The organism is Halomonas jincaotanensis (assembly GCF_018448785.1).
Lineage (GTDB): Bacteria > Pseudomonadota > Gammaproteobacteria > Pseudomonadales > Halomonadaceae > Halomonas > Halomonas jincaotanensis.
In genome coordinates this window covers 409,948-422,193 of the sequence record NZ_JAHCLU010000001.1, presented here as the reverse complement: position 1 = coordinate 422,193, position 12,246 = coordinate 409,948, and the positions used below count along the sequence as shown (strand labels likewise).

Annotated in this window: 12 protein-coding genes; 7 read left to right on the top strand and 5 right to left on the bottom strand. The window is 64.4% G+C overall.

The annotated features are described in order from the left end of the window. Nucleotides 1–321 precede the first annotated feature (321 nt). A complete protein-coding gene (locus KG088_RS02005) occupies nucleotides 322–999 on the bottom strand; it encodes a glutathione S-transferase (RefSeq protein WP_213823804.1) in 678 nt (225 codons plus the stop codon). A gap of 216 nt (nucleotides 1,000–1,215) precedes the next feature. Between KG088_RS02005 and KG088_RS02000 the strand changes: the two genes are divergently transcribed. From KG088_RS02000 to KG088_RS01985, 4 genes are read left to right on the top strand one after another with little or no spacing between them, the layout of a single operon-like run. After that, a complete protein-coding gene (locus KG088_RS02000; RefSeq protein ID WP_213823803.1) occupies nucleotides 1,216–1,587 on the top strand; it encodes a response regulator transcription factor in 372 nt (123 codons plus the stop codon). Beyond that, nucleotides 1,587–3,653 (top strand): 3'-5' exonuclease, encoded by a 2,067-nt coding sequence (locus tag KG088_RS01995; protein ID WP_213823802.1) that lies wholly within the window; start codon nucleotides 1,587–1,589, stop codon nucleotides 3,651–3,653. The genes KG088_RS02000 and KG088_RS01995 overlap by 1 nt, the downstream gene beginning before the upstream one ends. Beyond that, nucleotides 3,650–3,847: a hypothetical protein gene (locus KG088_RS01990; RefSeq protein ID WP_213823801.1), complete on the top strand. Its 198-nt coding sequence runs from the start codon at nucleotides 3,650–3,652 to the stop codon at nucleotides 3,845–3,847. The genes KG088_RS01995 and KG088_RS01990 overlap by 4 nt, the downstream gene beginning before the upstream one ends. 7 nt (nucleotides 3,848–3,854) lie before the next feature. Further along, entirely contained in the window at nucleotides 3,855–6,623 is a 2,769-nt protein-coding gene (locus KG088_RS01985) for a sensor histidine kinase (protein WP_213823800.1), read from the top strand. On the opposite strand, the gene KG088_RS01980 is transcribed toward KG088_RS01985, so the two are convergent. Genes KG088_RS01980 through KG088_RS01970 form a run of 3 tightly spaced genes read right to left on the bottom strand, consistent with a single transcriptional unit; the run spans nucleotide 6,604 to nucleotide 9,295 of the window. After that, nucleotides 6,604–7,728, bottom strand: coding sequence for a DUF294 nucleotidyltransferase-like domain-containing protein (locus KG088_RS01980; RefSeq protein WP_213823799.1), 1,125 nt, complete (start codon nucleotides 7,726–7,728; stop codon nucleotides 6,604–6,606). The two genes, KG088_RS01985 and KG088_RS01980, sit on opposite strands and share 20 nt — an antisense overlap. A gap of 12 nt (nucleotides 7,729–7,740) precedes the next feature. Further along, nucleotides 7,741–8,070, bottom strand: a complete 330-nt coding sequence (locus KG088_RS01975; RefSeq protein ID WP_213823798.1) for an HlyU family transcriptional regulator — start codon at nucleotides 8,068–8,070, stop codon at nucleotides 7,741–7,743. 4 nt (nucleotides 8,071–8,074) lie between these two features. After that, nucleotides 8,075–9,295: an argininosuccinate synthase gene (locus KG088_RS01970; RefSeq protein WP_213823797.1), complete on the bottom strand. Its 1,221-nt coding sequence runs from the start codon at nucleotides 9,293–9,295 to the stop codon at nucleotides 8,075–8,077. Between the two features lie 244 nt (nucleotides 9,296–9,539). On the opposite strand from KG088_RS01970, the gene rnt reads away from it, so the two are divergent. After that, nucleotides 9,540–10,205 carry a ribonuclease T gene (gene rnt, locus KG088_RS01965; RefSeq protein WP_213823796.1) on the top strand — a complete coding sequence of 222 codons (666 nt, stop codon included), beginning with the start codon at nucleotides 9,540–9,542 and terminating at the stop codon, nucleotides 10,203–10,205. A 91-nt stretch (nucleotides 10,206–10,296) separates the two neighbouring features. Here rnt and grxD read toward each other — a convergent pair whose 3' ends face one another. Then, nucleotides 10,297–10,653: a Grx4 family monothiol glutaredoxin gene (gene grxD / locus KG088_RS01960; RefSeq protein WP_213823795.1), complete on the bottom strand. Its 357-nt coding sequence runs from the start codon at nucleotides 10,651–10,653 to the stop codon at nucleotides 10,297–10,299. A gap of 263 nt (nucleotides 10,654–10,916) precedes the next feature. On the opposite strand from grxD, the gene argF reads away from it, so the two are divergent. After that, a complete protein-coding gene (gene argF, locus KG088_RS01955; protein WP_213823794.1) occupies nucleotides 10,917–11,852 on the top strand; it encodes an ornithine carbamoyltransferase in 936 nt (311 codons plus the stop codon). Nucleotides 11,853–11,921: 69 nt separating this feature from the next. Then, complete coding sequence (locus KG088_RS01950; RefSeq protein ID WP_213823793.1) at nucleotides 11,922–12,224, top strand: hypothetical protein; 303 nt, start codon at nucleotides 11,922–11,924, stop codon at nucleotides 12,222–12,224. Nucleotides 12,225–12,246 lie beyond the last annotated feature (22 nt).

Below are 12,246 nucleotides of genomic sequence, written 5' to 3'. Positions count from 1 at the left end.
TAAGTCCATGTCCAGGAGGCGCAACAGGGACAAACTACATCAAAAGTCGAAGGGCCATGGCAGTGGTAATCGGGATAGGACCCTTACTCCCCGCTGGGAGGGGCAGGGAGCACCACAGGGCGCACAGGCGGTGCTGTCACGCTGCATCAGGGTCGTTTCCACGTTGCGCTGGCCCATATTGAACGCAAAGGTCGGGCTATTCAGGTGATCGATCAGGATCAGCGCCAGGATGATCAGCGATGCCGACCGGCGCCACGCTTCTTGGTGACCAGGTGCCGCCACCCTGCCGTGGAGCCAAAGGCGCCGTGATAACGCATACTGTCAGCCCATCGAAAACTCACCACCCTGGGCCACGGCACGCTGATAGGCGCCACGCGCCCGGCAGCGGACGAGGAAATCGCTGAGTTTGGGGTAACCCGATAATCCTCTCCCGCTTTCCAGTGCCAGCACCGGGAAGCTCATCTGGATGTCGGCCGCGCTGAAGGTATCCCCGGCGAACCAGGTCGAATGCTTGAGTTCGCTTTCCCAGTAATCCAGCAATCCGCGAATCTCGGGTTCGAGAAACTGCTTTTCGACACCATTGGCAAACAGACGGCCCAGGGGTCTCGCCGGGGCCGGCACCGGCGGCTTGCCAAGCTGCGCGAAGACGAGTCGCATGATCAGCGGCGGCATCGCTGACCCCTCGGCGTGATGCAACCAGAAACGATAACGCAGGCGTTCGTCACTGCCGGCCGGGGGTATCAGACGACCCTCGCCATCGAAGCGCTCGACCAGGTATTCCATGATGGCCCCAGATTCAGCCACGACCCGGCCTGGGTGGGCCTCATCACTGATGACCGGCGACTTGCCCAGAGGATGCACCGCTCGCAGCGAGTCCGGCGCCCGCATCGTCACCGGGTCGCGTTGATAGGTCACGACCTCGTACTCGACCTCGAGCTCCTCCAGACACCACAGCACACGCTGGGAGCGAGAATTTTCCAGATGATGCACCTTGATCATATGTTCTCTCCACCGACACCAATGAGGGGAACCTTACGACCCTGGCACCCTCGACATTCCTGCCAAGGTCGTCTTTGCGCGTCAAGCGACGGCCACTAGACTGAATGATGAGACGCGATGCTCGACGCTACGATAACAACGCATAACATTGCCAACACGAAACATCGCTGAAAACACCGTACTCGCGCCACAGAACGCACGAACAAGGAGAACGCCATGGCCAAGGTGCTGGTAGTGGATGATGAGCCCAACATCGTCCTATCGCTGGAATTCCTGATGCAACAGGCCGGGCTGGACGTCGTGACCGCCGAGGATGGCGAGAGCGCCCTGGAGCGCGTCGCCGAGGGCGCCCCCGACCTGGTGCTGCTGGACATCAGCCTGCCCGGCATCAGCGGTTTTGACGTTCTCGAGCGGCTTCGCCATGACCCCGACCACGCCCGCCTGCCGATCATCATGCTCACCGCTCACGGTCGTGAGGTGGAACGCGAAAAAGGCATGGCGCTGGGTGCCGATGACTATATCACCAAGCCCTTCTCGACTCAGGCACTGGTCGACAAGGTCAAGACGCTTCTCGCCGAGGCACACTGATGGCTCGTCGCTACAAGGGGTTACCCAAGCGCCAGCGCTTGGTCGGGCTATGGCTGCTGCTCAGCGGCATCAGCCTGTTCGGTGGAGCGCTGTTCGCCACCTGGCTGGATAGCCTGTTCACCCCACAGGGAATTGCCCGCTGGGTGCTGTGGCTGGGTTGCTTTTCCGGCGGCGCCACCATCTTTCTGGTGGGCCTGCTGCTCGAGCGCCAGCTTTTCACTCCCCTTCGCCATTTGCAGGTTCAGCTGGCACGCTTGGTCGCCAACCCCGATGCCCGTGACGACTACCCCCCGGAGGGCTGGCTGAGAAGCCTCGGCCCCGACCTGACAAGGATCCGCGAGGCCTGGCGAACCGATCGCGGCCTGCTGGCCACTGCCCATGCCGATGGCGCGCGAAGCGCCGCGCGGATTCGCCAGGAACTCGAGATCCTGCTTCAGGTGATCGATATGCCGCTGCTGCTCTGCGATCACCACCGTCGGCTGCTGCTCTTCAATCACGCCGCGGAGAGTCTGTTCGAGGGCCACAATGGGCTGGGGCTGGGTAAACGGCTCGACGCCCTGCTGCCGGTGGCCAGCCTTCAAGATGCGCTGGCCCAGATCCCCGATGATGGCACCCCCCGCGAGGTACTGGTGCCCTGTGACGAGCGCTGGCTGAGGGCCGTGTTGCGACGTGTGCCCGGCAGCAACGGCGAGACCCTGCTGACCCTGACCGACACGACTGCCTCCTGGACCAGCGAGATGGGGGTGCGAACCGAGCTGGTCGACACCCTGCCCCTGCTGCGCCGACACAGCGCGGGGCTTTCCAGCAGTGCCGACGCCCTGACCCACCTGCATCACGGTAGCGCCTCCAGCGAGCTGCAGCAGCGACTCGAGCGCGTGGTGGCCGAGGAAAGCCAGGCGCTGGGAGAAGGCATCGAGCGATTGAGTAAGCTGATCGATGAGATGCAGCGCCATGGCGAGCGCCTGGCACCCCTATGGTCCAACGATCTCTGGAACGCCCTCAACGAATATCATGCCTGCGAGGGGCGTCGCGTCGTCCCCATCGGCATGCCCGCCTGGCTGAAGGGGGACGCCACGGGCCTTTTGGTGTTGCTTGCCTCACTGCTGGCACATCTGGCGCGCCACGTCGATCAGACCGAGCTGGAAGGCGAGGTATGCCTGGGCAACAAGCGGGTCTATCTGGACCTCATCTGGCGAGGCGCACCGCTCGGGGAGCGTGCCCTGGCCGAGTGGCAGAGTGAGCGCCTCGAGAGCCTGCCCCTTGCTCCACGTGTCGCCGATGTGCTTCGCCAGCACGCCAGCGATGCCTGGAGCCTGTCCGACCCGGACGGCGGGCATGCACGGCTGCGCCTGCCGCTGCCGGCCATGGACCGCGTCGGCGCGCCGCGCGCCCAGCTGCCGCCGCGTCCCGAGTTTCACGATTTCGGCATCGCCGATCTGCCCCCGCCCGATGCCGAACTGGCGGCGAGATCGCTCAGGTCACTCGAAGTGGTCGCCTTCGACACCGAAACCACTGGCCTGGAACTGCGCCGCGGCGACACCGTGATCAGCATCGGCGCCTGCCGCGTGGTCAACCAGCGTCTGCTGGCCAGCGATATCTTCGATATCCGCGTCGACCCCGAGCGCCCGATCCCGCCGGCCAGCACCGCGATTCACGGCCTGCGCGATGCCGACGTCGCCGGCGCGCCGCCGCTGGCGGTGGCGTTGCCGCGCTTCCGCGACTACATCGGCGATGCGGTGATACTCGCCCACAATGCCGCATTCGACCTCTTGGCCATTCAGCCGCCGGGGGGAGGCGTCGACTTTGACATGCCGGTGCTCGACACCCTGTTGCTCTCGCGGGCACTCGACGAGGCCATCGACGGGCATGACCTCGACACCCTGGCCGAGCGCTACGGCCTGACGGTACCTCCCGGCGCCCGCCATACGGCGCTGGGCGATGCCCGTGTGACCGCCGAGCTATGGCTCTCGCTGCTGCCGCGTCTCGAGGCACGCGGCATCGAGACACTGCAAGAAGCCCTCCTGCTGCAGGCCAGCGCCTTCGACAAGGAGGATGCCAGCGCATGAACGCCCCTCGCCAGAAGGAGCGCCTGGTGGCTTTGATCGTGCTGGCCGTGGCGCTGTTCTCACCGCCGCTGTTGCTGCTGGTCGACAACCCATCCCGAACAGGTCTGTCTTGGCTGCCCCTGTATGTCTTTATCGCCTGGGCCGCGGTGATTGCCCTCGCCGCCTGGCTGATGGAACAGCACCAAGAGGAGTGATCGCGTCATGAGGGGAGAGATGCTGGTGCTGGGGTTCGCCTTCGGCTACCTCGCCCTGCTGTTCGTGATCGCCGCCTGGGGCGATCGCCGTGCCGAGCAAGGCCGCTCGCTGATCGGCTCGCCCACCGTTTACGCGCTCTCCATCGCCGTCTACTGCACCGCCTGGACCTTCTACGGCAGCGTCGGCCGCGCCGCCAGTGCCGGCCCCAGCTTCCTGCTGATCTACCTGGGCCCGACGCTGGCGATGCTGATGTCGCCCTTCGTGATCCGCAAGATGGTGCGTATCGCCAGCGCCCAGCGCATCACCTCGATTGCCGACTTCATCAGTGCCCGCTACGGCAAGAGCTCGAGCCTGGGGGCGCTGGTGGCACTGATCGCCCTGGTTGGCATCACCCCCTACATCGCCCTGCAGCTCAAGGCGATCACCCTGAGCCACGCGGTGCTGGTCAACTATCCCGAGGCGGCTGAGCTACGGCTCGCCGAGGAGAGTTTCTGGCACGACAAGTCGTTCTGGGTGGCGCTGGTGCTGGCGGTGTTCATCATCCTGTTCGGGACTCGGCACCTCGACGCCAGCGAGCGCCATGAAGGCATGGTGGCGGCGATCGCCTTCGAATCGCTGGTCAAGCTGGTGGCGTTTCTCTCGGTGGGCCTGTTCACGGTGTTCGTGCTCTTCAATGGCCCCGGCGATCTCTTCGGCCGGGTAGCCGCGGCCCCCGAACTGAGCGGCGCGCTGAGCCTCGATGCCGTGCCGGGCGGCGCCGTGGGCTGGGTCGGCACCCTGGTGCTGGCGTTTCTGGCGTTTCTGACCCTGCCGCGTCAGTTCCAGGTGCTGGTCGTCGAGAACGTCGACGAACGCCATCTTACCCGCGCCAGCTGGCTGTTTCCGCTCTACCTGCTGGCGATCAACCTCTTCGTGATTCCCATTGCCATGGCCGGTCTACTGCTGGGCGATGCCGGCAGCGACCCGGACAGCTTCGTACTGACCCTGCCGCTGTCGGCGGGACTGGAAGGCCTGCCGCTGCTGGTGTTCATCGGCGGCCTGTCGGCGGCCACCGGCATGGTGATCGTGGAGACCATCGCGCTCTCGACCATGGTCAGCAACCAGCTGGTGATGCCGCTGCTGCTGCGCTCGGCACACCTGCACCTGGGCAGCCGCGGGGAGCTCGCCGGCTGGTTGCTGGGTATCCGCCGGGTCGCCATCGTGCTGATCCTGCTGATGGGCTATCTCTATCATGCGCTGATCGGGGATTCCTACAGCCTGGTGACCATCGGGCTGGTGTCCTTCGCCGCCGCCGCCCAGTTTGCCCCGGCGATGCTGATCGGTATGTACTGGCGCGGTGCCAACCGCAATGGCGCCGCGCTCGGGCTGATCGCGGGGTTCCTGGTCTGGGCCTGGACGCTGCTGCTGCCAGGCTTCGCGCAGTCGGGCTGGCTCGGCGCCGGCTTCCTGGAAAACGGCCCCTGGGGGATCGGCTGGCTGCGCCCTTACGCCCTGTTCGGTCTCGAGGGCTGGGACATCTATACCCATTCGCTGCTGTGGAGCCTTACCGCCAACGTCGGCCTGCTGGTGGGCGTCTCGCTGTTCTCGCGTCAGGGACCGTTGGAACAGACCCAGGCGGCGCTGTTCACCGAAGCCATGCACCCCCGGCTGATGCAGAGTTCGCTATGGCAGGGACAGACCACGCGCGGTGAACTCAGTGCCCTGCTCGACCGCTACCTGGGCGGCGCCGCCACGCGTCGCGTATTTTCCGGGATCACGGTCGAAGGGGATGAACAGCCCGCCCCGCCGGAGCTGATCGCCCGCGCCGAGCAGGCGCTGGCCGGGGCGCTCGGCAGTGCCTCGGCGCGGGTGTTGATCAACTCGGTGGTACGTGGCGAGGCCCTCGATCTTGACGCCATCTTGAGCATTCTCGATACCACCTCGGAGACCCTGGAGGTCAATCGGCGCCTGGAGCAGAAGTCGCGCGAGCTGGCCCGTACCAGCGAGGAATTGCGCGCCGCCAACGAGCGCCTGCGCGAGCTCGACCGCCTCAAGGACGAGTTCATCGCCATGGTCAGCCACGAGCTGCGCACCCCTCTCACCTCTATCCGCGCCTTCGCCGAGATCCTGCGCGATGGCAAGGACTTGCCCGAAGAGAAACGCCTGCACTTCCTCGATGTGGTGGTGCGCGAGAGTCAGCGTCTGTCGCGGCTGATCGAGGAAATTCTCGACCTCGCGCGCCTGGAGAGCGGGCGCCTGACGCTCGATCCGCGGCCGCTGGACCTGGTAGAGCTGGCGCAGCACAGCGTGGATGCCGTCCATCGTCTCCAGGAGACCCGTGGCGTCAGCCTGGAAGTTGACATGGCGGTCGGCTCGGCCCCGGTCATCGGCGACCCGGACCGACTCGAGCAGGTGATCATCAACCTGCTCGACAACGCCGGCAAGTTCGCCGACGACGATTCGCCTCGCGTGCTGCTGCGCCTGGAGCGCCACAAGGATCATTTCCGACTCAGCGTGGAGGACAACGGCCCCGGCATCGCCGACCACGAGCGGGAACGCGTGTTCGAGAAGTTCCATCAGATCAAGCGCCAGGATAGCGGCGAAACCCGCGGCCGACCCCGCGGCAGCGGGCTTGGCCTGCCCATCAGCCGCGGCATCGTGGCCCACCTGGGGGGACGGCTGTGGGTCGAAAACGCCCCCCATCTGGGCGGCGCGTGTCTGGTGATGGAACTGCCCGATGCTCCGGACGGCGAGGCAGCCACTCCACCCGCGCCGGCTAGTCCCGCGCCCGTCTGATCACCGCCTGGATCTGCTTGAGATCGTGGCGCAGCAACCACCGCTCGTCCTCAGCGAGGCGCGCCTCGTTCACCCACCCGTCCGGCGTACGGCCCTCGGCCAGCGCCATGCGCTGCTCGCCGAGCAGCAGCCCTTGAAGGCGCGCCAGTGCCATCGTCAGTGCTCTGGCGTGCTCAGTGTCAAGCACGTCACTCATGACCAGTGCCGTCAGCCGCGAGCGGGTGTCGGGGGGCGTCACGGCGTGGCGCAGCGACAGCAGGCGCACGGCATTGACCAGCGGCAATACGCCGCGATGCTTGAGATCGATCGCCCGTTCGTGAGGTGCGCCCTCTCCGCCGCTGGCCAGGCGGCCGAAGCGATCCAGCGCGACCGGCGTCTCGTGAAGCAGCTCGGCCATCTCGTCGAGAAACAGATAAGCGTGGGGCAACCGCCTCGCCACTCGATCCGACAGCGCCTCCGAGAGCGCTGGCTCACCATACACCGGATGGAAATCGAGCAAGATGTTGGCCTGCTGGACACGTTTGACGCGACGGTCCGCCGTCCATAACGCCAGTTGCTCGCCCCACTCCGACAGACGCTTGCGCCACATCGGGAAGCGCGCCATCACATGCCCCTGACACAGCGGTATGCCGGCCGCGTCGAGGCGCTGGGTGAAGCGCTCGCCGAGAGCCTGGAAATAGCCGTCAATCTCGGTATGCCGCTCATCGGGGTAGTCGGCGATGATCATGGCATTGTCTTGGTCCGGCCCCAGAAGGCTCTCGTGGCGCGCCACCGACCCCAGGGTCAGCACGCAGAACGCCACCGGCGGCGGTCCCCAGCTCTGTCCTTGCATCTCGTTGAGGGAAAGCTCGACAGAGCGACGGTAGAGCCAGTCATTATGGTCGCTGATGATTTGACTGATACGCCAAGCAGGAAGGTCGAGGCGGTCCAGCGCGTCGACCAGCGAGGCCTGCCAGTGATGCGCCTCGGCGAGGCTGGGGGAGGGACCGAGAGCGTTCAGGGCATCACGTAGGGGGGCGAGGACCGGCGGCCAACCGTCAAGCGCTGACGGAAAGTCGCCAGTAAAAAGGGTTCGCCATGGCGAGGCACGATACAAGAGGCGCATGGGCGCTCCGGCTCAGCGAGGCTTGAACATCTCGTCGCCGATTTCATCGATCAGGCGCTGCGCCTTGCTGATCATCAACTGATCGCAGGCCTCGCGGCCGGGCACCATGTCGGAACGCTCGAAGCGATGCTCGAGCAACTGACTACCCTCTTCGCCCTCGCCGGGGAGCGGCTTGCGAATCCAGCCGCTGACACGATACTGGCCGCCATGATCGTCGGGTTCCGAGACGATCAGGTAGCCCCTGTACTCCACCGGATCGGCGGCGCGTCTCTTCGGGCTTTTCGGGCTCTTCGGGCCGTCGTCACCCGCGCCGAACAGGCCGGAGAGCAGTTTCTTCAACATGGTATCAGTCCTGCTGGCGTCCCTTGCCGGCGGCGATACGCAGGCGCAGGGCATTAAGCTTGATGAAGCCTTCGGCATCCTTCTGGTCGTAGGCGCCGGCGTCATCCTCGAACGTCGCAATCGACTCGTCGAACAGCGACTGGTCGGACTTGCGTCCCGCCACGGTGGCGCTGCCCTTGTAGAGTTTCATGCGCACCACGCCGGACACATTCTTCTGGGTCTCGTCGATGGCCGCCTGCAGCATGCGCCGCTCCGGGCTCCACCAGTAGCCGTTGTAGATCACCTCGGCGTACTTCGGCATCAGCTCGTCCTTGAGGTGCGCCTCCTCGCGATCGAGGGTAATGGACTCGATGGCACGGTGGGCACGCAGCATGATGGTGCCGCCGGGCGTCTCGTAGCAGCCCCGCGATTTCATGCCCACGTAGCGGTTCTCGACGATATCCAGACGCCCGATGCCGTTGTCGCCGCCCAGCTTGTTGAGCGTCTCGAGTACCTCGTGGGGGCGCATCGGCGTGCCGTCGATGGCGACGATATCGCCCTTGGCGTAGGTCAGTTCCACATAGGTGGGCTGGTCAGGCGCGGTTTCCGGCGACACGCTCCAGCGCCACATGTCTTCCTCGGCCTCGGCCCAGGGGTCCTCGAGGATGCCGCCCTCGTAGGAGATATGCAGCAGATTGGCATCCATGGAATAGGGCGACTTCTTCTTGCCGCTGGAGAAGTCCACCGGGATGTCGTGCTGCTGGCAATAGGCCATCAGCTTCTCACGGGAGGTCAGGTTCCATTCCCGCCACGGTGCGATCACCTTGACGCCGGGCTTGAGGGCATAGGCGCCCAGCTCGAAACGCACCTGATCGTTGCCCTTGCCGGTCGCGCCATGCGAGATGGCATCCGCGCCGGTCTGGTTAGCGATATCGATCAGGCGACGCGCGATCAGCGGTCGAGCGATCGAGGTACCGAGCAGGTATTCGCCCTCGTAGAGGGTATTGGCACGAAACATCGGATAGACGTAATCACGCACGAACTCCTCGCGCAGATCCTCGATGTAGATTTCCTTGACGCCCAACGCCTGCGCCTTCGAACGCGCCGGCTCGACTTCCTCGCCCTGGCCGATATCGGCAGTGAAGGTCACGACTTCGCAGTCGTAGGTTTCCTGCAACCACTTGACGATGACGGATGTGTCCAGGCCGCCGGAATAGGCCAGCACGACCTTCTTGACATCGGACATTAAGGGCTCCTCGTTGGAATCATTGGCGTTGAAATCAGTGACGATACCACGCGTCATGTGTCAACCATTATAGCGCGGAGAGGGGGCAGCGAATACCGGCCCCGGGACGCCGGGCGGCCAAACTGCTAGACTGGCCGCGCTTCAACAGCGACCTTGATCGAATCGCCATGACGGGACGCGAGAGGGAACACGCAAGACTGAAGGCCAGAACAAGAAGCGCAAGCGCAGACATAAGGAGAGGCGAATGAGCGAGGCGAGCGCCCGCGAACTGATGGCCCAGCGGTTTCGCAGTTACCTGCCGGTGGTGGTCGACCTGGAAACCGGTGGTTTCAATGCCGAGCGCGATGCGCTACTCGAGATCGCCGCGGTCACCCTGACCATGGAGGCCGACGGCCGGCTGAAACCCGATGCCACCTATGCTTACCACATCAAGCCCTTCGAAGGCGCCAACGTGGAGCAGTCGGCGCTGGATTTCACCGGCATTCGGCTCGATGACCCGCTGCGCCAGCAAGTCGCTTTGTCCGAGGCCGAAGCCTTGGGCGAAATCTTTCGTCCGGTGCGCAAGGCCATCAAGGCCCATGGCTGCACACGTGCCGTCCTGGTGGGCCATAACGCTGCCTTCGACCATGGTTTTCTCAATGCCGCCGTCAATCGCTGCGGCATCAAGCGCAACCCCTTTCACCCCTTTTCGAGCTTCGATACCGCCTCGCTGGCCGGCCTGGTCTACGGGCAGACCGTGCTGGCCCGGGCGTGCCGCGTCGCCGGCATCGACTTCGACAACAACGCCGCCCATTCGGCGCGCTATGACACGGAGCGCACTGCCGAGTTGTTCTGCGCCATGGTCAATCGCTATCGGGAGCTGGGCGGCTGGAGCCTGGCCCAGAAGGAACAGGGGCTGGTGGAAAACTGAGGCCAGCGCGTGTTCGCGCGCCATGAAAAAGCCCGCGAATCGCTCGCGGGCTTTGTCTTGCGCTCCTGGACGCTCTTGGCCAATGCGGGTATCAGGCGTCCTTGCTGGCGCCTTCCTCGCTGGCCTGTGACCGCGTAGCGGCTTGCTTGACCAGCGTCTCGAGCTCACCGTTCTCGTACATCTCGACCACGATGTCGCAGCCCCCCACCAGCTCACCTTCGACCCACAGCTGCGGGAAGGTCGGCCAGTTGCCGACCTTGGGAAGCTCGGCACGAATGTCCGGATTGTCGAGCACGTTGACGAAGGCGAAGCGCTCGCCACAGGCCATCAGGGCCTGAACGGTCTGGGCCGAAAAGCCGCACTGAGGCAGCTGTGGCGTGCCCTTCATGTAGATCAGGATGGGATTCTCGCCGATCTGGCGCTGAATGTTTTCGACGGTAGTGCTCATGACATCTCCCTTTGGTTTCGCTTGAGGCCTTTGATATCAGTACAGGCCGTTCGTTTCGCTGAGGCGTTGCACTCGGATGATTCCCCCCAACCGGATCAGACATCGGAAAAGACAGGTGGCACGTCAACGGGCTGGTGCCCGCGTCGTTGAGAAATAACCAAGCGCGGTGGTCAACCTTGCCGATAACGCCATTCTACTGATGCCGGGCGCGTTGCGCATCCCCCGGCGGCTGGCTACGATGGTCGTTTTTCGTGGAGCACACCATGGCCACTCGCCATTTCCTGACCCTGCTTGACCTCAGTTCGGAAGAGCTGCGCTATCTGATCCAGCGCGCCATCTCGATCAAGAACGGCCTGAAGGCCCACGGCCCAAGCTACTCGCCCTTCAGCAACCGCACGCTGGCGATGATCTTCGAGAAGTCATCGACGCGCACCCGCGTCTCCTTCGAGACCGCCATGGCACAGTTCGGTGGCCATGCCCTGTTCCTCTCGCCGCGCGATACTCAGCTGGGGCGAGGCGAACCGATCGGTGACACCGCGCGGGTGCTCTCGGAAATGGTCGATGCGGTCATGGTGCGCACCTTCTCGCACGCCGGCCTTGAAACCTTCGCCGCCGCCAGTACGGTGCCGGTGATCAATGCCCTGACCGACGACTACCATCCCTGCCAGCTCCTCGCCGATGTCATGACCTGGACCGAGAAGCGCGGCAGCATCCGGGGACGCACCGCGGTATGGATCGGTGACGGCAACAACATGTGCCACTCCTGGATCAACGCCGCTCGACAGTTCGATTTTCAACTGCGTGTATGCTGCCCCAGAGGTTATGAACCCCGTCAGGACATTCTCGAGGCCGCCGGCGACCGAGTGACCGTCCTCCACGACCCGATGGCCGCGGTGGATAAGGTCGATCTTGTGACCACCGATGTCTGGGCTTCCATGGGGCAGGAAGCGGAGCAGGTCAAGCGCGAAGCGGACTTTGCTGGCTTTCAGGTCACCGAGGCAATGCTCGATCGGGCCAAGCCGGACGTCATTTTCCTGCACTGCCTGCCGGCGCATCGGGGCGAGGAGATCAGCACGACCCTGCTCGACGACCCGCGTGCTGTGGTCTGGCAGGAGGCAGGGAACCGTCTTCATGCCCAGAAGGCGCTTCTGGAGTTCCTGCTGCTGGGACGCGTGGAGAGCTGGCCGACTCAGCATTAGACCTTGGTCTAACACAGCTCCCGTAGTATAATGCGCTGCAGCATACTCTCGCATGAGGAGCGACAGCGCATGACGATTATCTCGACTCAGACCGGTATGCAGCGCAGTCTCCGCCAATGCCTTTCACTCATGGCAGCCCTGCTGTATCAACACGGTCACGTACTCGAAACGGTGACAATTGGCCATCGCGGCCTCGACCGCGACACGATCGACGAACTCGAGGCGGCCTCCTCCGACTGGCACATCTGCCAGCGGATCCTCGAGCAGAGTGAATCCGCGGTATTCAACGAGCACGATCGTTTCGTACTCACCGAGCTGGGGCGCGACCTGCTGTTCGACATGTTCGGGGAAGGCGCCGCGGACTGCGCCTGAGCGGTACTTGATCAATGTATTC